The following is a 26,540-nucleotide window of genomic DNA, read 5'->3' on the forward strand; positions in this document are numbered from 1 at the left end:
GAGCCTCGTCGAGGCGGGGCGACGGAGCCGAACCGGCGTCGCCGCCGGGCGAGGTCAGCGGAGCGAGTTTGCCGCCGAGGTGGGAGGCCGCTCGTACAGGCGCACCCGATGCCCCCTGCGGGCCGGCAGCAGGGCGCAGACCATGCCCCCGGCACCGCCCCCGATCACCGTCACCTCCAGCGGTGCATCGTCCGCTTCGTTTCCTTGCCGTTCTTGTCGTAGGTGACCCATTCGCCGGTCTTCTTGCCGGCGTTGTACGTGCCCTCGTCCAGCAGGTTGCCGTTGTCGTGCCGGCGGCGCCACGGGCCGTGCTGCAGGCCGTCCACGAAGGCACCCCGCTGCAGCAGGCCGCCGCCCTCGCGGTGCCAGACCCACTCACCGACGAGCTGTCCGGCCTGGTAGGCTCCCTCAGCCTTCAGTCGGCCGTTCCGGAAGTAGAACGTCCACGGTCCACTTCGCTGACCGTCCGAGTAGTCACCCCTGCCCAACAGGGTTCCGTCCTTGAAGTGCTCCTCCGCCATGCCGACAGCGTAGAAGCGATCATGTGGAGGAAGATGGCGTTTGGGACCAGGGCGGTGCCGTGTGATTGGCTGTCCCTCCGTGAACGTCGCTGAGGTGCTGGGGTTGTTCGGAGCCGGGGTGCTGGCCGGGGTGGTCGGAACGGTGGTGAGCCTGGCCTCGATCATCTCCTACCCGGTGCTGCTGGCGTTCGGCCTGCCGCCGGTGACCGCGAACGTGACGAACACGGTCGCGCTGACCTTCAACGGGGTGGGCGCGGCGTTCGGGTCGCGGCCGGAACTGGTCGGACAGGGCGCGAGGGTCCTGCGACTCGGCACGATGACCCTGCTCGGCGGGGCGGTGGGGGCCGGGTTGCTGCTGGCGACCCCCTCCGACACGTTCGAGGTGATCGCGCCCTGGCTGATCGCGTTCGCCTCGCTGCTGCTGCTCCGTCTGCCGAACACGATGACGGGGTACGGCGGCGAGGACGGGTGGAAGGCGCGCGCCGCCATGTTCACCGTCGCGATCTACATCGGCTACTTCGGGGCCGCCGGTGGGGTCCTCATGTTCGCGGTGCTCTCGGCCATGCTCGACCAGCCACCCGTCAGGATCAACGCCCTGAAGAATGTCGTCTCCGCCCTGGCCAACGGAGTGGCGGCGATCGGCTTCGCCCTCTTCGGGCCGGTGGAGTGGGCGGCGGCGGTGCCCCTCGCCCTGGGCTTCCTGCTGGGTGGCCGGCTTGGCCCGGTGATCGCCCGCCTCCTGCCCGGCCGTGCCCTCCGCCTCGGCACCGCCGCCTGCGGCCTGCTCGTCGCGCTCAAACTCGGCGTCGACGCCTACACGTGAGCTGTCCTCGTCGTACGAGCATCCAGAGTTCGGGAGCTGTCCTGGAAGCCGGTCACCGTCGAAAGGCGCAGTGCCGCGCCTGGTGGTCGCCACGGCGGTGGCGTAGGTGATCTCGTCGGGGTCGGCGAAGGTCTGCTCGGCCAGGGCCTGGCGGCGGAAGATGCGCCACCAGGCTTCTTGCAGGTTGAGCCAGCAGGCGCCTTTGGGGATGAACACCTGCTGGATCCGTGGATGCTCAGTGAGCCATTGACGGGTGGAGATGCTGTTGTGGCTGGAGAGATTGTCGGTGATCACCGCAATCGTGCCGGTTGGGTTGCTCTTCTCCAGCAGGGCCAGAAAGCGCTGCCAGCCAATACTGTTGCGCGATGCGGCGGTCTCGGACGTTCGTGGCTGTGTGTAACTGTGCTGGAGATGGAGGTAGGCCCTCCGGGATCGCCTTGCAGGAGGAGGCCCCAAACCACCGCATGCTGCGTCGGTTAAGAGCCGGGGTGGTGAGCGATGCGGAAACGGCGCGGCGGGACCGCGTCAGGTAGGGATCAAGAAGGCGAGCGCGAGCGAACCATCGCTGAAGTGTCGAAAGAAACAGACGACGTCGAAACCGGGGGCTGCTCTTGCCTTCGGGACAAGCCCGGGGGATACCTGTCTACCGCTCGGGCGGCGTCCGGCATGGAGATGGCGCGAGCTTGATCTGGGCTCTGGCATGGAACGCGGGAACCTGTCGCCCGTGAAAGTGTCCCCGGCGGCCGGTCGGGGCGAGAGGGAGAACCCCAAGGAGCGATGAGCTTGCAAGGGGCTGAGTACCGGTGGCCGGGCACAGGGGCGGACCGTCTCGTAGTAGCGGTGAAGCGCCGTAATGGGCGTGGAGCGAAGGGGACGGGTCATTCAGGTTTGTCTGATGGTCAACCGAAGTTCTCGGGAGGAGCCGGATGAACGAGCCAGGCTCGAAGCCGTACGACATCTCCAAGCAGGTGTTCGTGACGGCGTTTGAGAAGGTCAGGAGTAAGAAGGGGGCGGCCGGGGTCGATGGCGTGACGGTCGAGCAGTTCGAACAGGGCCGCAAGGACAACCTGTACAAACTGTGGAACCGGATGTCGTCGGGGAGTTACTTCCCGGCCCCGGTGCGGATGGTGGAGATCCCCAAGAAGAGCGGCTCGGGATCGAGGATTCTTGGAGTGCCGTGCGTTGCAGATCGCATCGCGCAGACGGTGGCGGTCGCCTATCTGGAGCCGTTGGTGGAACCGATATTTCACCAAGACTCCTACGGGTATCGGCCAGGCAGGTCGCCGCTGGATGCGGTGGCCACCTGCCGGGAGCGCTGCTTCCGGTACCCCTGGGCGATTGATCTGGACATCGCGGGTTTCTTCGACAATCTCGATCACGATCTGATCCTCAAGGCGATCGCTGCCCACACCGCCGAGGCGTGGATCCTGCTGTATGTCGAGCGGTGGCTGAAGGCCCCGCTGTCGATGCCGGACCGAACGCTTGCCGCGCGGGATCGGGGCAGCCCCCAGGGCGCGTCGATCTCCCCGCTGATCGCCAACCTGTTCATGCATTACGTCTTCGATGCCTGGATGGCCAGAGAATTTCCGGCTGTGCCGTTCGAGCGGTTCGTCGATGACGTGATCGTGCATTGTGTGAGCGAGCAGCAGGCCTGCAGGGTGAAAGAGGCGATCGCCTGGCGACTGGCGGAGTGTGGCGGGTTGCAGCTGCACCCGGACAAGACCCGCATTGTGTACTGCAAGCAGACTGGACGCTACGGCAGGCACGACACCGTGTCGTTCGACTTCCTGGGGTACACCTTCAAGCCGCGGATGGCCATTCAGAAGGGTGGAGCGCTGTTCACGACCTTCTCTCCGGCCATCAGCGGTAGCAGTGCTAAAGCGATCCGGCAGGAACTACGCCGGATGCGATTTCACCTGCGCAGCGACCTGAGCTTCAAGGACATCGCCAAGTTGATCAACGTCAAGGCCGGGCCGTGGGCCGCCTACTTCGGGCGCTTTCGCCCGTCGGAGGCTGCTCATGTGCTGTCTCACATCGATCAGTATCTCGTTCGGTGGGCCCGACGGAAGTACAAGCACCCGCGGCGCTCTCCACGTCGGGCGTGGGAGACCCTGAAGAAGATCATGAGATCTTATCCGGGGCTCTTCGCGCACTGGAAGCGGAATGCGCTCAGGAGATCAGCAGCGGCGCGAGCTGGATGACAGGAGCCGGATAAGTCGAGAGGCTTACGTCCGGATCTGTGGGAGCCGGAGGGTGAGATTCCCTCCGGCCACCCGACCGTCAGAGGCGGCCTGAAGTTGACCGGTGGCAAGAATTAAAGGAAACCACTGGCCTTCGTGGCCCACTTCCGCCGTAATAAGCACATGCCGCCTTGCCAAATGAACATCATGTGAACACGACCAGGTTCCGGTGAACCAATCCGGTGTGTTTGCTAGTGATTTCCTTAGAAAAGGCCGGATATGGTGCGCCTTGGTGAGCAAGTCTCAACCTACAGGGCGCACGGTTATTCCTGCCCGGTCGGCGCATGATCCCTGGTCTTGGTGTCAGCGAGCGGCGGGTCCAGTTCGATGAGTCCCAGTGTGTCGAGGAGCTTGTGGAAGATGAATGAGCTGCAGGGTTCAGGTTCTAGTTTGCCGTTGTCGGCTGCCCAGCTGGAGGTTTGGTTTGCCCAGCAGCTTGATCCTGATAATCCGATCTGGAATATCGCGGAGTATTACGTTATTGAGGGTGAGCTTGATGTAGCGCTGTTGGAGCGGGCTGTGCGGATGGCCGTGAGGGAGGCGGAGTGCCTGCGGGTCCGGTTCGGCATTGTTGGTGATGAAGTGCGGCAGACGGTGGTTCCTTGTGAGGATTGGGAGTTCTCGGTCGTTGATTTCACGGGCGAGGTTGATCCTGATGGGGCGGCGCTGGGGTGGATGCGGGCTGATGCCGGGACTGTGGTGGCATTGGATGCGCCGGTGTTGTTCCGGTTCGCGTTGCTGAGGGTTGGCCCGGATCGTGCGGTGTTGTATCAGCGTGCTCATCATTTGTTGTGGGATGGTTTTAGTGAGGCTTTGTTTGTCGCTCGTGTGGCGGGGATTTATACCGCGGTTCAGGAGGGCCGGTCGTACGGGGATGGTGTGTTTCCGCCGTTGGCGGGTTTGATCGAGGAGGAGCTGGCCTACCGGGAATCGGCGCGGTTCGAGAAGGATCGCGGGTTTTGGGCGGGGAGGTTCGCGGGGCCGGTGGAGTTGACGAGCATGTCGAGCCGGCCGATCACCGCGGTGCGCACCTTCGTGCGTCGTGGTGTGACTTTGGGGGTGGGGGTTGCGGAGCGGATGCGGGCGGTGGCGTGGGGGCATCGTGTCGCGTGGCCGACGTATCTGATCGCGGCGACGGCGTGTTATGTGCAGCGGGTTACCGGGGTTGGTGATGTGGTGTTGTCGTTGCCGGTGACCGCGCGTACGTCGGCTGTCGCCAAGGCGACTCCTGGTATGCGTGCGAATTTGGTGCCGTTGGTGTTGGCTGTTCGGCCGGGGATGGGCCGGGGTGATGTGCTGGCGCACGCGTCGCGGGAGGTGGGTCTCGTTGTGCGTCATCAGCGTTTCCGGACTCGGCAGATCCGGCAGATGATGGGACTTTCACCCGAGGACCGTCGTCCGGTTGGTCCCGAGGTTAACGTGGCGAATATTTTCGGCCGGATGAGCTTCGGCACCGCGACGGTGAAGGTGTTCGACCTGACAACCGCGCCCAGTGACGATCTCACGATTCTTATGCACGACAGTGAGGACGGCGGCCTGCGCGTAGAGATGAATGCGAACACCGACCTGTATGACGTGGCGGATGTGGAGGCGCATCTCGCGCGTTTCACCGCGTTCCTGGACACCTTTACCGCTGCGCCCGCGGACCAGCCGTTGAGTGCGATCGATGTGCTCGGGCAGGAGGAGCGTCGCCGGTTGTTGGTGGAGTGGAATTCGTCGGCGGTCGAGGGTGGTTTCGCGGGTGTGGTGGAGCGGGTTCGTGAGCGGGCTGTGGCTGCTCCGGATCATGTCGCGGTCACCGATGATTCCGGCTCGGTGTCGTATCGGGAGCTGGTGGGTCGGGCGAACGCGGTGGCCAAGAGGTTGCCGGCGGGTGTGCTGGTGGGGTTGCTGGGCGATCCGGGGGTCCGGTATGTGTCGGCGGTGCTGGGGGTGCTCGGCGCCGGGGGGGCGTATGTGCCCTTCGATCCGGGTGCGCCGGTGGCCCGCACCGCGGCCCTGGTCGCCGACAGCGGTGTTGAGGTGCTGATCGTCGCGCCGGAGTATCTGGATCTGGCCCGCGAGGCCGTCGGGGCCGGTGGTGTGCGGGTGCTGGTGTTCGACGATGCGGTGGACGGTGATCTGGCCCCGCCGCTGGGGGGTGAGGACGACCTGGCGTATGTGATGTTCACGTCGGGGTCGACGGGCCGGCCCAAGGGGGCGATGGTGCACCGGCGCGGGATGGTCAACCATCTGCTGGCCAAGGTCGAGGATCTCGGGCTGAACCCCTCCGATGTGGTGGTGCAGAACGCGCCGCTGACGTTCGACATCTCGGTGTGGCAGATGCTGGCCGCCCTGATCGTCGGCGCGCAGGTGCGGGTGGTCTCCCGCGAGACCGCGATGGATCCGCAACGGTTGTTCGGCATTCCGGGTGTGACGGTGCTGGAGGTGGTGCCCTCCCTGCTGCGGGCCGCCCTGGATACCAAAGTGACGGTGGCTGAGCCGGGGTTGCGGTGGCTGCTGGTCACCGGGGAGGCGCTGCCGGCGGAGTTGTGCCGCCGCTGGCTCCAGAGTTACCCGGACGTCCCGGTGATGAACGCCTATGGCCCGACCGAGTGCTCCGATGATGTCACTCATGCGGTGATCCGTAACCCCGGTGAGGTTGCGGGCTCGCGTACTCCGATCGGGCGGCCTGTCCGCAACACCCAGCTCTATGTGCTCGGTGATGATCTGCAGCCGGTTCCGGTGGGGGTGTCGGGTGAGTTGTATGTGGGGGGTGTGGGTGTCGGCCGCGGATACCTGAACGACTCGGCTCGTACGGCGGCGGTGTTCGTGGCCGATCCGTTTGGTGGGGGCCGGTTGTATCGGACGGGTGACCGGGTGGTGTATCGGCCGGATGGGCAGTTGGAGTTCCTGGAGCGTCGTGATTTCCAGGTGAAGATTCGTGGACACCGGATCGAGCTGGGTGAGATCGAGACCGTGATCCGGTCGGCCGACGGGGTGCGGAACGCGGTGGTCACCGCCGATCGGCAGCGCCTGGTCGCCTATGTGGTGGGCCAGGTCGAGCCCGGCGCACTCCAGGCACATGTCGCCGCCCTGTTGCCGGATTACATGGTCCCCGCGGTGGCCGTGATTCTCGACGCTTTGCCGCTGACCTCGAACGGCAAGCTGGATCGTAAAGCGTTGCCAGCGCCGGACTTCACGGCCACCGCTGAGGGGCGTGGGCCGCGTGATCCGCGTGAGGAAGTGTTGTGTGCCTTGTTCGCCGAGGTCCTCGATGTGGACTCGGTGGGTATTGACGACAGTTTCTTCGATCTGGGTGGGCATTCACTGCTCGCGGTGAGGCTGATCAGCCGGGTCCGTGGCGCGTTGGGTGTTGAGCTGTCGGTCCGGGATGTGTTCGACGCGCCGACGGTGGCGGGTCTGGCCGGGCGGATGGGTGATGAGGGCCGGAGCCGGCCGGTGCTGGTGGCCGGGCCGCGGCCGGGTGAGTTGCCGTTGTCGTTCGGCCAGCGGCGGTTGTGGTTCCTCAACGTGCTCGAAGGGGCCTCGGCGACCTACACCATTCCGGTGGCCTTGCGGTTGAGTGGTGAGCTGGACCGGGACGCATTGGCCGCTGCCCTGGCCGATGTGGTGGAGCGGCATGAGGTGCTGCGCACGGTGTATCCGGAGGTCGACGGCCGGCCGGTGCAAGAGATCAAGGGCCAGGGGCCTGAGCTGGTGATCAGCGAGGTGATCGAGGCGGACCTCCCGGCCGCGATCGAGACCGCATGCTTGGCCGGGTTCGATCTCACCGGCGAGTTGCCGATCCGTTCTCAGCTGTTCATCCTCGGTCCGACCGAGTCCGTGTTGCTGTTGGTGATCCATCACATTGCCGGTGACGGCTGGTCGATGGCGCCGTTGGCGCGGGATTTCGCGGCGGCCTATGAGGCACGCTGTTCGGGGATGGTGCCGGGGTGGAAGCCGTTGCCGGTGCAGTATGTGGATTACGCGTTGTGGCAGCGGGAGCTGCTGGGGAGTGAGGATGACGAGCGGAGTCTGATTTCGGAGCAGCTGGGGTTCTGGACCAGGGCGCTGGAGGATCTGCCGGAGGAGATCGCGCTGCCGGCCGATCGGCCGCGTCCGGCGATCGCCAGCTACCGGGGTGACGCGTTTGAGTTCGTGCTCGCTCCGGAACTCACGGCCGGGCTGGGCGTGCTGGCCAGGCAGAACAACGCGAGCCTGTTCATGGTGTTGCAGGCCGGGTTGTCGGTGTTGTTGAGCAAGCTGGGTGCGGGCACGGACGTCCCGCTGGGCAGCCCGGTGGCGGGCCGGACCGATGACGCCCTCGATGATCTTGTCGGGTTCTTTGTCAACACGCTGGTGTTGCGTACCGACTTGTCCGGTGATCCGACGGTGCGGGAGTTGCTGGGCCGGGTGCGAGATGCCGATCTGGCGGCGTTCGCGCATCAGGATGTGCCGTTCGAGCGGCTGGTCGATGTGCTCAACCCGGCCCGGTCCAGGTCGCGGCACCCGTTGTTCCAGGTGATGATGGCGCTGCAGAACAACGCGGCCGCACGGATCGAACTGGCCGGCCTGGAGGTGAGCACCGAACCGCTCATCAGCCCGGCCATTGACGACGACTTGTTCGTCGAATTCACCGAGCACGGTGATGGCAGTGTCGGTGTGCTGGTCACGTATGCCACCGACCTGTTCGACCGCCCGACGGTTCAGCGGATGTCGGAGCAACTGGTCCGCGTTCTCGACGGCATGGCATCTGGCGTGGACGCGCCGTTGAGTGCGATCGATGTGCTCGGGCAGGAGGAGCGTCGCCGGTTGTTGGTGGAGTGGAATCCGCCTGCGGTCGAGGGTGGTTTCGCGGGTGTGGTGGAGCGGGTTCGTGAGCGGGCTGTGGCTGCTCCGGATCATGTCGCGGTCACCGATGATTCCGGCTCGGTGTCGTATCGGGAGCTGGTGGGTCGGGCGAACGCGGTGGCCAAGAGGTTGCCGGCGGGTGCGTTGGTGGGGTTGCTGGGCGATCCGGGGGTCCGGTATGTGTCGGCGGTGCTGGGCGTGCTCGGCGCCGGGGGGGCGTATGTGCCCTTTGATCCGGGCGTGCCGGTGGCCCGCACCGCGGGTCTGGTCGCCGACAGCGGCATCGGGGTGCTGATCGCCGCACCGGAGTATCTGGATCTGGCCCGCGAGGCCGTCGGGGCCGGTGGTGTGCGGGTGCTGGTGTTCGACGACGCGACGGACGGCGATCTGGCCCCGGTGCGGGGGGTTGGGGACGACCTGGCGTATGTGATGTTCACGTCGGGGTCGACGGGCCGGCCCAAGGGGGCGATGGTGCACCGGCGGGGGATGGTCAATCATCTGCTGGCCAAGGTGGAGGATCTCGGGCTGGATTCGTCGGATGTGGTGGTGCAGAACGCGCCGTTGACGTTCGACATCTCGGTGTGGCAGATGCTGGCCGCTCTGATCGTGGGCGCGCAGGTGCGGGTGGTCTCCCGGGAGACCGCCATGAACCCGCAACAGCTGTTCGGCATCTCGGGTGTGACCGTGCTGGAGGTGGTGCCCTCCCTGCTACGGGCCGCTCTGGATGTGTGGGATGCGGGTGTCCCGGTTCCCGAGCTGGGGTTGCGGTGGCTGGAGTCAGCCGGGGAGGCGCTGCCGGCGGAGCTGTGCCGCCGCTGGCTTCAGCGTTACCCGGCTGTGCCGGTGATGAACGTTTATGCCCCGACCGAGTGTTCCGACGGTGTGACGGGTGCGGTGATCCGTAGCCTTGATGAGGTTGCGGGGTTGCGTACCCCGATCGGTCGGCCTGTTCGCAACACCCAGGTCTATGTGCTGGGTGATGATCTGCAGCCGGTTCCGGTGGGGGTGCCGGGTGAGTTGTATGTGGGCGGTGTGGGTGTCGGCCGCGGGTATCTGAACGACTCGGCCCGGACTGCGGCGGTGTTCGTGGCCAGCCCGTTTGGTGGGGGCCGGTTGTATCGGACCGGTGACCGGGTGGTGTATCGGCCGGATGGGCAGTTGGAGTTCCTGGAGCGCCGTGATTTCCAGGTGAAGATCCGCGGGCATCGGATCGAGCTCGGTGAGATCGAGACCGCGATCCGGTCGGCCGACGGGGTGCGGAACGCGGTCGTCACCGCCGGCGAGCAGCACCTGGTCGCCTACGTGGTACCGGCGGCCGGGCCGTTGGATACTGCTGTGTTGAGGGAGTATCTGACCGGTTTGCTGCCGGAATACATGCTGCCTGCGGTCTATGTCACGCTGGATGAGCTGCCCTTGTCGTCGAACGGCAAGCTGGACCGCAAAGCGTTGCCGGCGCCGGACTTCACGACCCCGGCTTCGGGCCGTGGCCCGCGCAACCCGCGGGAGGAGGCCCTGTGTTCGGTGTTCGCCGAGGTCCTCGATGTGGACTCGGTGGGTATCGACGACAGCTTCTTCGATCTGGGTGGGCATTCACTGCTCGCGGTGAGGTTGATCAGCCGGATCCGTGGCGCGTTGGGTGTTGAGCTGTCGGTGCGGGATGTGTTCGACGCGCCGACGGTGGCGGGTCTGGCCGGGCGGATGGGTGATGAGGGTCGGCGCCGGCCGGTGCTGGTGGCCGGGCCGCGGCCGGGTGAGTTGCCGTTGTCGTTCGGTCAGCGGCGGTTGTGGTTCCTCAACGTGCTCGAAGGGGCCTCGGCGACCTACACCATTCCGATGTTGCTCCGGCTGAGGGGCAGCCTGGACCGGGACGCGTTGGCCGCTGCCCTGGCCGATGTGGTGGAGCGGCACGAGGTGCTGCGCACGGTGTATCCGGAGGTCGACGGCCGGCCGGTGCAAGAGATCAAGGGCCAGGGGCCTGAGCTGGTGATCAGCGAGGTGATCGAGGCGGACCTCCCGGCCGCGATCGAGACCGCATGCTTGGCCGGGTTCGATCTCACCGGCGAGTTGCCGATCCGTTCTCAGCTGTTCATCCTCGGTCCGACCGAGTCCGTGTTGCTGTTGGTGTTGCATCACATTGCCGGTGACGGCTGGTCGATGGCGCCGTTGGCGCGGGATTTCGCGGCGGCCTATGAGGCGCGTTGTTCGGGGATGGTGCCGGGGTGGAAGTCGTTGCCGGTGCAGTATGTGGATTATGCGTTGTGGCAGCGGGAGCTGCTGGGGAGTGAGGATGACGAGCGGAGTCTGATTTCGGAGCAGCTGGGGTTCTGGACCAGGGCGCTGGAGGATCTGCCGGAGGAGATCGCGCTGCCGGCCGATCGGCCGCGTCCGGCGGTTGCCAGTTACCGGGGTGACGCGTTTGAGTTCGTGCTCGCTCCGGAGCTCACGGCCGGGCTGGGCGTGCTGGCCAGGGAGAACAACGCGAGCCTGTTCATGGTGTTGCAGGCCGGGTTGTCTGCGTTGTTGAGCAAGCTGGGTGCGGGCACCGACATCCCGCTGGGCAGCCCGGTGGCGGGTCGGACCGATGACGCCCTGGATGATCTTGTCGGGTTCTTCGTCAACACGTTGGTGTTGCGTACCGACTTGTCTGGTGATCCGACGGTGCGGGAGTTGCTGGGCCGGGTGCGAGATGCCGATCTGGCGGCGTTCGCGCATCAGGACGTGCCGTTCGAGCGGCTGGTCGAGGTGATCAATCCGGCTCGGTCTCAGTCGCGGCAGCCGTTGTTCCAGGTGATGATGGTGCTGCAGAACAACGCGGCCGCACGGATCGAACTGGCCGGCCTGGACGCCGGTGTCGACCCGCTCCGCCCCTCGGTTTCGGACTTCGACCTGACTTTCGGTTTCGCCGAGCACGGTGATGGCAGCATCGGTGTGCTGGTCACGTATGCCACCGACCTGTTCGACCGCCCGACGGTTCAGCGGATGTCCGAGCGACTGGTCCGCGTTCTCGACAGCATGGCGTTTGATGCGGATGCGTCGTTGAGTGCGATCGATGTGCTCGGGCAGGAGGAGCGTCGCCGGTTGTTGGTGGAGTGGAATTCGTCGGCGGTCGAGGGTGGTTTCGCGGGTGTGGTGGAGCGGGTCCGTGAGCGGGCTGTGGCTGCTCCGGATCATGTCGCGGTCACCGATGATTCCGGTTCGGTGTCGTATCGGGAGCTGGTGGGTCGGGCGAACGCGGTGGCCAAGAGGTTGCCGTCGGGTGCGCTGGTGGGGTTGCTGGGCGATCCGGGGGTCCGGTTTGTGTCGGCGGTGCTGGGGGTGCTCGGTGCTGGGGGCGCGTATGTGCCTTTTGATCCGGGCGTGCCGGTGGCCCGCACCGCGGGTCTGGTCGCCGACAGCGGCATCGGGGTGCTGATCGCGGCGCCGGAGTATCTGGATCTGGCCCGTGAGGCCGTCGGGGCCGGTGGTGTGCGGGTGCTGGTGTTCGACGACGCGACGGACGGCGACCTGGCCCCGGTGCGGGGGGCCGAGGAGGATCTGGCGTATGTGATGTTCACGTCGGGGTCGACGGGCCGGCCCAAGGGGGCGATGGTGTCTCGGCGGGGGGTGGTCAATCATCTGCTGGCCAAGGTGGAGGATCTCGGGCTGGGTTCGTCGGATGTGGTGGTGCAGAACGGGCCGCTGACGTTCGACATGTCGGTGTGGCAGATGCTGGCCGCTCTGATCGTGGGCGGGCGGGTGCGGGTGGTCTCCCGGGAGACGGCGATGGATCCGGAGCGGTTGTTCGGCGTTTCGGGTGTGACGGTGCTGGAGATGGTGCCGTCCTTGTTGCGGGCTGCTTTGGATGTGTGGGATGCGGGTGTCTCGGTTCCTGAGTTGGGGTTGCGGTGGCTGCTGGTGGCCGGGGAGGCGTTGCCGGCGGAGTTGTGCCATCGGTGGCTCCAGCGCTACCCGGCCGTCCCGATGATGAACGCCTACGGCCCGACCGAGTGCTCCGTCGGCGTCACTCAGGCGGTGATCCGTCACGCCGATGACACCACGGGCTCGCGTACTCCGATCGGGCGGCCTATCCGTAACACCCAGCTTTATGTGCTGGGTGATGATCTGCAGCCGGTTCCGGTGGGGGTGGCGGGTGAGTTGTATGTGGGTGGCGCCAGTGTCGGCCGCGGGTATCTGAACGATGCCGCCCGCACCGCGGCGGTGTTCGTGGCCAGCCCGTTTGGTGGGGGCCGGTTGTATCGGACGGGTGACCGGGTGGTGTATGGGCCGGATGGCCGGTTGGAGTTCCTGGAGCGCCGTGACTTCCAGGTGAAGATTCGCGGGCATCGGATCGAGCTGGGTGAGATCGAGGCCGCGATCCGGTCGGCCGACGGGGTGCGGAACGCGGTCGTCACCGCCGGTGAGCAGCACCTGGTCGCCTACGTGGTGGGCCAGGTCGAGCCTGGCACAGTCCAGGCACACGTCACCACTTTGCTGCCGGACTACATGGTCCCCGCGGTGGTCATGATCCTCGACGTTTTGCCGCTGACCTCGAACGGCAAGCTGGATCGTAAAGCGTTGCCGGCGCCGGACTTCACGACCCTGGCTTCGGGCCGTGGCCCGCGCAACCCGCGGGAAGAGGCCCTGTGTTCGGTGTTCGCCGAGGTCCTCGATGTGGACTCGGTGGGCGTCGACGACAACTTCTTCGATCTGGGTGGGCATTCACTGCTCGCGGTGAGGTTGACCAGCCGGATCCGTGGCGCGTTGGGTGTTGAGCTGTCGGTGCGGGATGTGTTCGACGCGCCGACGGTGGCGGGTCTGGTCGGACGGATGGGTGATGAGGGTCGGCGTCGGCCGGTGCTGGTGGCCGGGCCGCGGCCGGGCGAGTTGCCGTTGTCGTTCGGTCAGCGGCGGTTGTGGTTCCTTAACGTGCTCGAAGGGGCCTCGGCGACCTACACCATTCCGATGTTGCTCCGGCTGAGGGGCAGCCTGGACCGGGACGCCTTGGCCGCTGCCCTGGCCGATGTGGTGGAGCGGCACGAGGTGCTGCGCACGGTGTATCCGGAGGTCGACGGCCGGCCGGTGCAAGAGATCAAGGGCCAGGGGCCTGAGCTGGTGGTCAGTGCGGTGATCGAGGCTGAGTTGCCGGGCGCGATCGAGGCCGCATGCTTGGCCGGGTTCGATCTCACCGGCGAGTTGCCGATCCGTTCTCAGCTGTTCATCCTCGGTCCGACCGAGTCCGTGTTGCTGTTGGTGTTGCATCACATCGCCGGTGACGGCTGGTCGATGGCGCCGTTGGCGCGGGATTTCGCGGCGGCCTATGAGGCGCGTTGTTCGGGGATGGTGCCGGGGTGGAAGTCGTTGCCGGTGCAGTATGTGGATTATGCGTTGTGGCAGCGGGAGCTGCTGGGGAGTGAGGATGACGAGCGGAGTCTGATTTCGGAGCAGCTGGGGTTCTGGACCAGGGCGCTGGAGGATCTGCCGGAGGAGATCGCGCTGCCGGCCGATCGGCCGCGTCCGGCGGTTGCCAGTTACCGGGGTGACGCGTTTGAGTTCGTGCTCGCTCCGGAGCTCACGTCCGGGCTGGGCGTGCTGGCCAGGGAGAACAACGCGAGCCTGTTCATGGTGTTGCAGGCCGGGTTGTCTGCGTTGTTGAGCAAGCTGGGTGCGGGCACCGACATCCCGCTGGGCAGCCCGGTGGCGGGTCGGACCGATGACGCCCTGGATGATCTTGTCGGGTTCTTCGTCAACACGTTGGTGTTGCGTACCGACTTGTCCGGTGATCCGACGGTTCGGGAGTTGCTGGGCCGGGTGCGAGATGCCGATCTGGCGGCGTTCGCGCATCAGGACGTGCCGTTCGAGCGGCTGGTCGATGTGCTCAACCCGGCCCGGTCCAGGTCGCGGCACCCGCTGTTCCAGGTGATGATGGTGCTGCAGAACAACGCGGCCGCACGGATCGAACTGGCCGGCCTGGACGCCGGTGTCGACCCGCTCCGCCCCTCGGTTACGGACTTCGACCTGAATTTCGATTTCACCGAGCACGGTGATGGCAGCATCGGTGTGCTGGTCACGTATGCCACCGACCTGTTCGACCGCCCGACGGTTCAGCGGATGTCCGAGCGACTGGTCCGCGTTCTCGACAGCATGGCGTTTGATGCGGATGCGTCGTTGAGTGCGATCGATGTGCTCGGGCAGGAGGAGCGTCGCCGGTTGTTGGTGGAGTGGAATCCGCCGGCGGTCGAGGGTGGTTTCGCGGGTGTGGTGGAGCGGGTTCGTGAGCGGGCTGTGGCTGCTCCGGATGGTGTCGCGGTCACCGATGATGCGGGGTCGGTGTCGTATCGGGAGCTGGTGGGTCGGGCGAACGCGGTGGCCAAGAGGTTGCCGGCGGGTGCGTTGGTGGGGTTGCTGGGCGGCCCGGGTGTCCGGTTTGTGTCGGCGGTGCTGGGGGTGCTCGGTGCTGGGGGTGCGTATGTGCCGTTCGACCCGGGCGCGCCGGTGGCCCGCATAGCGGCCCTGGTCGCCGACAGCGGCATCGGGGTGCTGATCGCGGCGCCGGAGTATCTGGATCTGGCCCGCGAGGCCGTCGGGGCCGGTGGCGTGCGGGTGCTGGTGTTCGACGACGCGGTGGACGATGATCTGGCCCCGGCGCGCGGGGCTGAGGATGATCTGGCGTATGTGATGTTCACCTCGGGGTCGACGGGCCGGCCCAAGGGGGCGATGGTGCACCGGCGCGGGATGGTCAACCATCTGCTGGCCAAGGTCGAGGATCTCGGGCTGAACCCCTCCGATGTGGTGGTGCAGAACGCGCCGCTGACGTTCGACATCTCGGTGTGGCAGATGCTGGCCGCCCTGATCGTCGGCGCGCAGGTGCGGGTGGTCTCCCGCGAGACCGCGATGGATCCGCAACAGCTGTTCGGCATCTCGGGTGTGACGGTGCTGGAGATGGTGCCCTCTCTGCTGCGGGCTGCTCTGGATGTGTGGGATGCGGGTGTCCCGGTTCCCGAGTTGGGGTTGCGGTGGCTGGAGTCGGCCGGTGAGGTGCTGCCGGCGGAGTTGTGCCGCCGGTGGCTTCAGCGTTTCCCGGCGGTCCCGGTGATGAACGTCTACGCTCCGACCGAGTGCTCCGACGGTGTGACGGGTGCGGCGATCCGTGACCTGGATGACGTCGCGGGGCTGCGTACCCCGATCGGCCGGCCTATCCGTAACACCCAGGTGTATGTGCTGGGTGATGATCTGCAGCCGGTTCCGGTGGGGGTGGCGGGTGAGTTGTATGTGGGTGGCGCCAGTGTCGGCCGCGGGTATCTGAACGATGCCGCCCGCACCGCGGCGGTGTTCGTGGCCAGCCCGTTCGGTGGGGGCCGGTTGTATCGGACGGGTGACCGGGTGGTGTATGGGCCGGACGGCCGGTTGGAGTTCCTGGAGCGCCGCGATTTCCAGGTGAAGATCCGCGGGCATCGGATCGAGCTGGGTGAGATCGAAACCGTGATCCGGTCGGCCGACGGGGTGCGGAACGCGGTCGTCACCGCCGGTGAGCAGCACCTGGTCGCCTACGTGGTGGGCCAGGTCGAGCCTGGCACAGTCCAGGCACACGTCACCACTTTGCTGCCGGACTACATGGTCCCCGCGGTGGTCATGATCCTCGACGCTTTGCCGCTGACCTCGAACGGCAAGCTGGATCGTAAAGCGTTGCCGGCGCCGGACTTCACGACCCTGGCTTCGGGCCGTGGCCCGCGCAACCCGCGGGAAGAGGCCCTGTGTTCGGTGTTCGCCGAGGTCCTCGATGTGGACTCGGTGGGCGTCGACGACAACTTCTTCGATCTGGGTGGGCATTCACTGCTCGCGGTGAGGCTGACCAGCCGGATCCGTGGCGCGTTGGGTGTTGAGCTGTCGGTGCGGGATGTGTTCGACGCGCCGACGGTGGCGGGTCTGGCCGGGCGGATGGGTGATGAGGGTCGGCGCCGGCCGGTGCTGGTGGCCGGGCCGCGGCCGGGCGAGTTGCCGTTGTCGTTCGGTCAGCGGCGGTTGTGGTTCCTCAACGTGCTCGAAGGGGCCTCGGCGACCTACACCATTCCGATGTTGCTCCGGCTGAGGGGCAGCCTGGACCGGGACGCGTTGGCCGCTGCCCTGGCCGATGTGGTGGAGCGGCACGAGGTGCTGCGCACGGTGTATCCGGAGGTCGACGGCCGGCCGGTGCAAGAGATCAAGGGCCAGGGGCCTGAGCTGGTGATCAGCGAGGTGATCGAGGCGGACCTCCCGGCCGCGATCGAGACCGCATGCTTGGCCGGGTTCGATCTCACCGGCGAGTTGCCGATCCGTTCTCAGCTGTTCATCCTCGGTCCGACCGAGTCCGTGTTGCTGTTGGTGTTGCATCACATTGCCGGTGACGGCTGGTCGATGGCGCCGTTGGCGCGGGATTTCGCGGCGGCCTATGAGGCGCGTTGTTCGGGGATGGTGCCGGGGTGGAAGTCGTTGCCGGTGCAGTATGTGGATTATGCGTTGTGGCAGCGGGAGCTGCTGGGGAGTGAGGATGACGAGCGGAGTCTGATTTCGGAGCAGCTGGGGTTCTGGACCAGGGCGCTGGAGGATCTGCCGGAGGAGATCGCGCTGCCGGCCGATCGGCCGCGTCCGGCGATCGCCAGTTACCGGGGTGACGCGTTTGAGTTCGTGCTCGCTCCGGAGCTCACGGCCGGGCTGGGCGTGCTGGCCAGGCAGAACAACGCGAGCCTGTTCATGGTGTTGCAGGCCGGGTTGTCTGTGTTGTTGAGCAAGCTGGGTGCGGGCACCGACATCCCGCTGGGCAGCCCGGTGGCGGGTCGGACCGATGACGCCCTGGATGATCTTGTGGGGTTCTTCGTCAACACGTTGGTGTTGCGTACCGACTTGTCTGGTGATCCGACGGTGCGGGAGTTGCTGGGCCGGGTGCGGGATGCCGATCTGGCGGCGTTCGCGCATCAGGACGTGCCGTTCGAGCGGCTGGTCGAGGTGATCAATCCGGCTCGGTCTCAGTCGCGGCAGCCGTTGTTCCAGGTGATGATGGTGCTGCAGAACAACGCGGCCGCACGGATCGAACTGGCCGGCCTGGACGCCGGTGTCGACCCGCTCCGCCCCTCGGTTTCGGACTTCGACCTGACTTTCGGTTTCGCCGAGCACGGTGATGGCAGCATCGGTGTGCTGGTCACGTATGCCACCGACCTGTTCGACCGCCCGACGGTTCAGCGGATGTCGGAGCAACTGGTCCGCGTTCTCGACAGCATGGCGTTTGATGCGGATGCGTCGTTGAGTGCGATCGATGTGCTCGGGCAGGAGGAGCGTCGCCGGTTGTTGGTGGAGTGGAATTCGTCGGCGGTCGAGGGTGGTTTCGCGGGTGTGGTGGAGCGGGTCCGTGAGCGGGCTGTGGCTGCTCCGGATCATGTCGCGGTGTCGGATGATTCCGGTTCGGTGTCGTATCGGGAGCTGGTGGGTCGGGCGAACGCGGTGGCCAAGAGGTTGCCGTCGGGTGCGCTGGTGGGGTTGCTGGGCGATCCGGGGGTCCGGTTTGTGTCGGCGGTGCTGGGGGTGCTCGGTGCTGGGGGCGCGTATGTGCCTTTTGATCCGGGCGTGCCGGTGGCCCGCACCGCGGGTCTGGTCGCCGACAGCGGCATCGGGGTGCTGATCGCGGCGCCGGAGTATCTGGATCTGGCCCGTGAGGCCGTCGGGGCCGGTGGTGTGCGGGTGCTGGTGTTCGACGACGCGACGGACGGCGACCTGGCCCCGGTGCGGGGGGCCGAGGAGGATCTGGCGTATGTGATGTTCACGTCGGGGTCGACGGGCCGGCCCAAGGGGGCGATGGTGTCTCGGCGGGGGGTGGTCAATCATCTGCTGGCCAAGGTGGAGGATCTCGGGCTGGGTTCGTCGGATGTGGTGGTGCAGAACGGGCCGCTGACGTTCGACATGTCGGTGTGGCAGATGCTGGCCGCTCTGATCGTCGGCGGGCGGGTGCGGGTGGTCTCCCGGGAGACCGCGATGGATCCGGAGCGGTTGTTCGGCGTTTCGGATGTGACGGTGCTGGAGATGGTGCCCTCTCTGCTGCGGGCTGCTTTGGATGTGTGGGATGCGGGTGTCTCGGTTCCTGAGTTGGGGTTGCGGTGGCTGCTGGTGGCCGGGGAGGCGTTGCCGGCGGAGTTGTGCCATCGGTGGCTCCAGCGCTACCCGGCCGTCCCGATGATGAACGCCTACGGCCCGACCGAGTGCTCCGTCGGCGTCACTCAGGCGGTGATCCGTCACGCCGATGACACCACGGGCTCGCGTACTCCGATCGGGCGGCCTATCCGTAACACCCAGCTTTATGTGCTGGGTGATGATCTGCAGCCGGTTCCGGTCGGGGTGGCGGGTGAGTTGTATGTGGGTGGCGCCAGTGTCGGCCGCGGGTATCTGAACGATGCCGCCCGCACCGCGGCGGTGTTCGTGGCCAGCCCGTTTGGTGGGGGCCGGTTGTATCGGACGGGTGACCGGGTGGTGTATGGGCCGGATGGCCGGTTGGAGTTCCTGGAGCGCCGTGACTTCCAGGTGAAGATTCGCGGGCATCGGATCGAGCTGGGTGAGATCGAGGCCGCGATCCGGTCGGCCGACGGGGTGCGGAACGCGGTCGTCACCGCCGGTGAGCAGCACCTGGTCGCCTACGTGGTGGGCCAGGTCGAGCCTGGCACAGTCCAGGCACACGTCACCACTTTGCTGCCGGACTACATGGTCCCCGCGGTGGTCATGATCCTCGACGCTTTGCCGCTGACCTCGAACGGCAAGCTGGATCGTAAAGCGTTGCCGGCGCCGGACTTCACGACCCTGTCTTCGGGCCGTGGCCCGCGCAACCCGCGGGAGGAGGCCTTGTGTTCGGTGTTCGCCGAGGTCCTCGATGTGGACTCGGTGGGTATCGACGACAACTTCTTCGATCTGGGTGGGCATTCACTGCTCGCGGTGAGGTTGACCAGCCGGGTCCGTGGCGTGTTGGGTGTTGAGCTGTCGGTGCGGGATGTGTTCGACGCGCCGACGGTGGCGGGTCTGGTCGGACGGATGGGTGATGAGGGTCGGCGCCGGCCGGTGCTGGTGGCCGGGCCGCGGCCGGGCGAGTTGCCGTTGTCGTTCGGTCAGCGGCGGTTGTGGTTCCTTAACGTGCTCGAAGGGGCCTCGGCGACCTACACCATTCCGGTGGCCTTGCGGTTGAGTGGTGAGCTGGACCGGTACGCGTTGGCCGCTGCCTTGGCCGATGTGGTGGAGCGGCATGAGGTGCTGCGCACGGTGTATCCGGAGGTCGACGGCCGGCCGGTGCAAGAGATCAAGGGCCAGGGGCCTGAGCTGGTGGTCAGTGCGGTGATTGAGGCTGAGTTGCCGGGCGCGATCGAGGCCGCGTGTTCGGCCGGGTTCGATCTCACCGGCGAGTTGCCGATCCGTTCTCAGCTGTTCATCCTCGGTCCGACCGAGTCCGTGTTGCTGTTGGTGATCCATCACATCGCCAGTGACGGCTGGTCGACGGCGCCGTTGGCGCGTGATTTCGCGGCGGCCTATGAGGCGCGCTGTTCGGGGATGGTGCCGGGGTGGAAGCCGTTGCCGGTGCAGTATGTGGATTATGCGTTGTGGCAGCGGGAGCTGCTGGGCGGTGAGGATGATGAGCAGAGCCTGATCTCCGGGCAGCTGGCGTTCTGGACCAGGACGCTGGAGGGCCTGCCGGAGGAGATCGCGCTGCCGGCCGATCGGCCGCGTCCGGCGGTTGCCAGTTACCGGGGTGACGCGTTCGAGTTCGTGCTCACTCCGGAACTCAAGTCCGACCTGGATACCCTGGCCAGGCAGAACAACGCCAGCCTGTTCATGGTGTTGCAGGCCGGGTTGTCTGCGTTGTTGAGCAAGCTGGGTGCGGGCACCGACATCCCGCTGGGCAGCCCGTTCGCCGGTCGGACCGATGACGCCCTCGATGATCTTGTCGGGTTCTTCGTCAACACGCTGGTGTTGCGTACCGACTTGTCTGGTGATCCGACGGTTCGGGAGTTGCTGGGCCGGGTGCGGGATGCCGATCTGGCGGCGTTCGCGCATCAGGACGTGCCGTTCGAGCGGCTGGTCGATGTGCTCAATCCGGCTCGGTCTCAGTCGCGGCAGCCGTTGTTCCAGGTGATGATGGTGCTGCAGAACAACGCGGCCGCACAGGTCAAGATGACTGGCCTGGACGCCGCCGTGGTCCCGCTCCGCCCTCCGGTTACGAAATTCGACCTGAATTTCGATTTCGCCGAGCACGGTGATGGCAGCATCGGTGTGCTGGTCACGTATGCCACCGACCTGTTCGACCGCCCGACGGTTCAGCGGATGTCCGAGCGACTGGTCCGCGTTCTCGACAGCATGGCGTTTGATGCGGATGCGTCGTTGAGTGCGATCGATGTGCTCGGGCAGGAGGAGCGTCGCCGGTTGTTGGTGGAGTGGAATTCGTCGGCGGTCGAGGGTGGTTTCGCGGGTGTGGTGGAGCGGGTCCGTGAGCGGGCTGTGGCTGCTCCGGATGGTGTCGCGGTCACCGATGATTCCGGTTCGGTGTCGTATCGGGAGCTGGTGGGTCGGGCGAACGCGGTGGCCAAGAGGTTGCCGTCGGGTGCGCTGGTGGGGTTGCTGGGCGATCCGGGGGTCCGGTTTGTGTCGGCGGTGCTGGGGGTGCTCGGTGCTGGGGGCGCGTATGTGCCTTTTGATCCGGGCGTGCCGGTGGCCCGCACCGCGGGTCTGGTCGCCGACAGCGGCATCGGGGTGCTGATCGCGGCGCCGGAGTATCTGGATCTGGCCCGTGAGGCCGTCGGGGCCGGTGGTGTGCGGGTGCTGGTGTTCGACGACGCGACGGACGGCGACCTGGCCCCGGTGCGGGGGGCCGAGGAGGATCTGGCGTATGTGATGTTCACGTCGGGGTCGACGGGCCGGCCCAAGGGGGCGATGGTGTCTCGGCGGGGGGTGGTCAATCATCTGCTGGCCAAGGTGGAGGATCTCGGGCTGGGTTCGTCGGATGTGGTGGTGCAGAACGGGCCGCTGACGTTCGACATGTCGGTGTGGCAGATGCTGGCCGCTCTGATCGTCGGCGGGCGGGTGCGGGTGGTCTCCCGGGAGACCGCGATGGATCCGGAGCGGTTGTTCGGCGTTTCGGATGTGACGGTGCTGGAGATGGTGCCCTCTCTGCTGCGGGCTGCTTTGGATGTGTGGGATGCGGGTGTCTCGGTTCCTGAGTTGGGGTTGCGGTGGCTGCTGGTGGCCGGGGAGGCGTTGCCGGCGGAGTTGTGCCATCGGTGGCTCCAGCGCTACCCGGCCGTCCCGATGATGAACGCCTACGGCCCGACCGAGTGCTCCGTCGGCGTCACTCAGGCGGTGATCCGTCACGCCGATGACACCACGGGCTCGCGTACTCCGATCGGGCGGCCTATCCGTAACACCCAGCTTTATGTGCTGGGTGATGATCTGCAGCCGGTTCCGGTGGGGGTGTCGGGTGAGTTGTATGTGGGTGGCGCCAGTGTCGGCCGCGGGTATCTGAACGATGCCGCCCGCACCGCGGCGGTGTTCGTGGCCAGCCCGTTTGGTGGGGGCCGGTTGTATCGGACGGGTGACCGGGTGGTGTATGGGCCGGACGGCCGGTTGGAGTTCCTGGAGCGCCGTGACTTCCAGGTGAAGATTCGCGGGCATCGGATCGAGCTGGGTGAGATCGAGGCCGCGATCCGGTCGGCCGACGGGGTGCGGAACGCGGTGGTGACCGCCGACCGGCAACGCCTGGTCGCCTATGTGGTGGGTCAGGTCGAGCCTGGCGCGGTTCAGGCGCATGTCGCCGCCCTGTTGCCGGACTACATGGTCCCCGCGGTGGTCGTGATCCTGGACGTTTTGCCGTTGACTCCGAACGGCAAGCTGGATCGTAAAGCGTTGCCGGCGCCGGACTTCACGGCCCTGGCTTCGGGCCGTGGCCCGCGCAACCCGCGGGAAGAGGCCTTGTGTTCGGTGTTCGCCGAGGTCCTCGGCGTCGACTCGGTGGGTATCGACGACAACTTCTTCGATCTGGGTGGGCATTCACTGCTCGCGGTGAGGTTGACCAGCCGGGTCCGTGGCGTGTTGGGTGTTGAGCTGTCGGTGCGGGATGTGTTCGACGCGCCGACGGTGGCGGGTCTGGCCGGGCGGATGGGCGAGGCCGGCCGGAGCCGGCCGGTGCTGGTGGCCGGAGCGCGGCCGGGCGAGTTGCCGTTGTCGTTCGGTCAGCGGCGGTTGTGGTTCCTCAATCTGCTCGAAGGGGCCTCGGCGACCTACACCATTCCGGTGGCCTTGCGGTTGAGTGGTGAGCTGGACCGGGACGCGTTGGCCGCTGCCTTGGCCGATGTGGTGGAGCGGCATGAGGTGCTGCGCACGGTGTATCCGGAGGTCGACGGCCGGCCGGTGCAAGAGATCAAGGGCCAGGGGCCTGAGCTGGTGATCAGCGAGGTGATCGAGGCGGACCTCCCGGCCGCGATCGAGACCGCATGCTTGGCCGGGTTCGATCTCACCGGCGAGTTGCCGATCCGCTCTCAGCTGTTCATCCTCGGTCCGACCGAGTCCGTGTTGCTGTTGGTGATCCATCACATCGCCAGTGACGGCTGGTCGACGGCGCCGTTGGCGCGTGATTTCGCGGCGGCCTATGAGGCGCGTTGTTCGGGGATGGTGCCGGGGTGGAAGTCGTTGCCGGTGCAGTATGTGGATTACGCGTTGTGGCAGCGGGAGCTGCTGGGGAGTGAGGATGACGAGCGGAGTCTGATTTCGGAGCAGCTGGGGTTCTGGACCAGGGCGCTGGAGGATCTGCCGGAGGAGATCGCGCTGCCGGCCGATCGGCCGCGTCCGGCGGTTGCCAGTTACCGGGGTGACGCGTTCGAGTTCGTGCTCACTCCGGAACTCAAGTCCGACCTGGATACCCTGGCCAGGCAGAACAACGCCAGCCTGTTCATGGTGTTGCAGGCCGGGCTGTCTGTGTTGTTGAGCAAGCTGGGTGCGGGCACCGACATCCCGCTGGGCAGCCCCGTCGCCGGTCGGACCGATGACGCCCTGGATGATCTTGTGGGGTTCTTCGTCAACACGCTGGTGTTGCGTACCGACTTGTCTGGTGATCCGACGGTGCGGGAGTTGCTGGGCCGGGTGCGGGATGCCGATCTGGCGGCGTTCGCGCATCAGGACGTGCCGTTCGAGCGGCTGGTCGAGGTGATCAATCCGGCTCGGTCTCAGTCGCGGCAGCCGTTGTTCCAGGTGATGATGGTGCTGCAGAACAACGCGGCCGCACAGATCGAACTGGCCGGCCTGGACGCCGGTGTCGACCCGCTCCGCCCCTCGGTTTCGGACTTCGACCTGACTTTCGGTTTCGCCGAGCACGGTGATGGCAGCATCGGTGTGCTGGTCACGTATGCCACCGACCTGTTCGACCACGCGACGGTTCAGCGGATGTCGGAGCAACTGGTCCGCGTTCTCATCAGCATGGCGTTTGATGCGGATGCGTCGTTGAGTGCGATCGATGTGCTCGGGCAGGAGGAGCGTCGCCGGTTGTTGGTGGAGTGGAATCCGTCGGCGGTCGAGGGTGGTTTCGCGGGTGTGGTGGAGCGGGTTCGTGAGCGGGCTGTGGCTGCCCCGGATGGTGTCGCGGTGTCGGATGATTCCGGTTCGGTGTCGTATCGGGAGCTGGTGGGTCGGGCGAACGCGGTGGCCAAGAGGTTGCCGTCGGGTGTGTTGGTGGGGTTGCTGGGTGATCCGGGGGTCCGGTTTGTGTCGGCGGTGCTGGGGGTGCTCGGTGCCGGGGGGGCGTATGTGCCTTTTGATCCGGGCGTGCCGGTGGCCCGCACCGCGGGTCTGGTCGCCGACAGCGGCATCGGGGTGCTGATCGCGGCGCCGGAGTATCTGGATCTGGCCCGCGAGGCCGTCGGGGCCGGTGGTGTGCGGGTGCTGGTGTTCGACGACGCGACGGACGGCGACCTGGCCCCGGTGCGGGGGGCCGAGGAGGATCTGGCGTATGTGATCTACACGTCGGGGTCGACGGGCCGGCCCAAGGGGGCGATGGTGCACCGGCGCGGGATGGTCAACCATCTGCTGGCCAAGGTCGAGGATCTCGGGCTGAACCCCTCCGATGTGGTGGTGCAGAACGCGCCGCTGACGTTCGACATCTCGGTGTGGCAGATGCTGGCCGCCCTGATCGTCGGCGCGCAGGTGCGGGTGGTCTCCCGCGAGACCGCGATGGATCCGCAACAGCTGTTCGGCATTCCGGGTGTGACGGTGCTGGAGGTGGTGCCCTCTCTGCTGCGGGCTGCTCTGGATGTGTGGGATGCGGGTGTCCCGGTTCCCGAGCTGGGGTTGCGGTGGCTGGAGTCGGCCGGTGAGGTGCTGCCGGCGGAGTTGTGCCGCCGGTGGCTTCAGCGTTTCCCGGACGTCCCGGTGATGAACGTCTACGCTCCGACCGAGTGCTCCGACGGTGTGACGGGTGCGGCGATCCGTGACCTGGATGACGTCGCGGGGCTGCGGGTGCCGATCGGCCGGCCTATCCGTAACACCCAGCTTTATGTGCTGGGTGATGATCTGCAGCCGGTTCCGGTCGGGGTGGCGGGTGAGTTGTATGTGGGTGGCGCCAGTGTCGGCCGCGGGTATCTGAACGATGCCGCCCGCACCGCGGCGGTGTTCGTGGCCGACCCGTTTGGTGGGGGGCGGTTGTATCGGACCGGTGACCGGGTGGTGTATCGGCCGGATGGGCAGCTGGAGTTCCTGGAGCGCCGTGATTTCCAGGTGAAGATCCGCGGGCATCGGATCGAGCTGGGTGAGATCGAGGCCGCGATCCGGTCGGCCGAGGGTGTGCGGAACACGGTGGTGACCACCGGTGAGCAGCGGCTGGTCGCCTACGTGGTACCGGCGGCCGGAACGTTGGACACTGCGGTGCTGAGGGAGCATCTGACCGGTTTGCTGCCGGAATACATGCTGCCTTCGGTCTATGTCACGCTGGACGCGCTACCGCTGACTCCGAACGGCAAGCTGGACCGTAAAGCGTTGCCGGCGCCGGACTTCACGGCCCTGGCTTCGGGCCGTGCCCCGCGCAACCCGCGGGAAGAGGCCCTGTGTTCCGCGTTCGCCGAGGTACTCGACGTCGACACCGTGAGCATCGACGACAACTTTTTCGATCTGGGTGGGCATTCACTGCTCGCGGTGAGGCTGATCAGCAGGATCCGCAACACAGTCGACGCCGAACTTTCCATTCGAGACCTGTTCGACACGCCGACGGTGGCGGGCCTGGCCGGGCGCGCGGATGTCAGCTCGGTCAACTCGTTTGAGGTGTTGCTGCCATTGCGGGTGACGGGGCGTCGTACGCCGATTTTCTGCGTGCACCCGGTGGGCTGCGTCGCCTGGCCGTATATCGCGCTGACCGCGCAGCTCGGCCCGGACTTTCCGGTGTACGGCCTGCAGGCGCGGGGCATGCTGGAGCCGGACCGGGTACCGGAAAGCATCGAGCAGATGGCGGCCGACTATCTGGAGCAGGTCCGCACGGTCCAGCCCGAGGGGCCGTACCACCTGCTGGGCTGGTCATTCGGCGGTGTGGTCGCCCATGAGATGGCGCGGCAGTTGCAGCAGGCAGGGCAGACCGTCGCGTTGCTGGCCAGCCTGGACAGCCACCCGGTGGCCGAGGCAGGCGAGGTGGGGCTGACCAGCGATACCGAACTGCTGCGAGCCATCCTTGCCTTCTTCGGGCATGCGGCGCCGCAGCGGCCTTCGGCGGCCGAGGTACTGGAGATCCTCAGGCACGAGCACAACCCCGCGGGGATGGCGACAGAGGAACAGTTGATGAACGTGGTCGCCGCATGGCGTGCGAACGTCGAGCTGAACCTGGCTCACCGGCCCGGCAGGGTCCGAGGCCGGATGTTGCACTTCGTGGCCGGCCGCGAAAACACCCCGGGCGATTGGACGCCGTTCGCGGAGACCGTCGACAACCACCGGATTGACTGCGTACACGGCGACATGCTGCAGCCCGAGCCGCTGGCTGAGATCAGCCGAGTCCTCGCCAAGGAAATCATCCCGAAGGAAAAGGAGGCCGATCGTGCCTGACGCACTGATCCTGTGGCGGGGCAAAGCCATTGTCGCGACAGCGGATCGTGAAAGAGATTCTGAATAGGGAAGGTGTGG

At 66.6% G+C, this 26,540-nt stretch carries 5 protein-coding genes and 1 pseudogene; 3 read left to right on the forward strand and 3 right to left on the reverse strand.

Translation table 11 applies throughout. From position 1 onward, the window contains the following. Window positions 1-54 precede the first annotated feature (54 nt). Window positions 55-174 carry an NAD(P)-binding protein gene (locus tag OIE13_RS11110; RefSeq protein WP_326640393.1) on the reverse strand — a complete coding sequence of 40 codons (120 nt, stop codon included), beginning with the start codon at window positions 172-174 and terminating at the stop codon, window positions 55-57. Then, on the reverse strand, window positions 171-521 hold the full coding sequence (locus OIE13_RS11115; protein WP_326640391.1) for a toxin-antitoxin system YwqK family antitoxin: 351 nt from the start codon (window positions 519-521) through the stop codon (window positions 171-173). Before OIE13_RS11115 ends, OIE13_RS11110 begins: the two co-directional genes overlap by 4 nt. Before the next feature lie 79 nt (window positions 522-600). Between OIE13_RS11115 and OIE13_RS11120 the strand changes: the two genes are divergently transcribed. Further along, complete coding sequence (locus OIE13_RS11120) at window positions 601-1,344, forward strand: sulfite exporter TauE/SafE family protein (protein ID WP_326640389.1); 744 nt, start codon at window positions 601-603, stop codon at window positions 1,342-1,344. Between the two features lie 120 nt (window positions 1,345-1,464). On the opposite strand, the pseudogene OIE13_RS11125 reads toward OIE13_RS11120, so the two are convergent. Then, window positions 1,465-1,800 (reverse strand): annotated as a pseudogene (locus OIE13_RS11125) (transposase); the annotation flags it as partial. 470 nt (window positions 1,801-2,270) lie between these two features. On the opposite strand from OIE13_RS11125, the gene ltrA reads away from it, so the two are divergent. Together ltrA and OIE13_RS11135 are read left to right on the forward strand one after the other, a co-directional pair. Beyond that, window positions 2,271-3,545, forward strand: a complete 1,275-nt coding sequence (gene ltrA, locus OIE13_RS11130) for a group II intron reverse transcriptase/maturase (protein ID WP_326640388.1) — start codon at window positions 2,271-2,273, stop codon at window positions 3,543-3,545. A gap of 399 nt (window positions 3,546-3,944) precedes the next feature. Then, entirely contained in the window at window positions 3,945-26,462 is a 22,518-nt protein-coding gene (locus OIE13_RS11135; protein ID WP_326829958.1) for a non-ribosomal peptide synthase/polyketide synthase, read from the forward strand. The last annotated feature ends 78 nt before the right edge of the window (window positions 26,463-26,540 follow it).

Source organism: Streptosporangium sp. NBC_01810, from assembly GCF_035917355.1.
GTDB lineage: Bacteria > Actinomycetota > Actinomycetes > Streptosporangiales > Streptosporangiaceae > Streptosporangium.

Excerpts from the sequence above, each read along its gene's own strand:
- OIE13_RS11135 (WP_326829958.1), top strand. The coding sequence starts at position 3,945 with ATGAATGAGCTGCAGGGTTCAGGTTCTAGTTTGCCGTTGTCGGCTGCC.
- OIE13_RS11115 (WP_326640391.1), bottom strand. The coding sequence starts at position 521 with ATGGCGGAGGAGCACTTCAAGGACGGAACCCTGTTGGGCAGGGGTGAC.
- ltrA (WP_326640388.1), top strand. The coding sequence starts at position 2,271 with ATGAACGAGCCAGGCTCGAAGCCGTACGACATCTCCAAGCAGGTGTTC.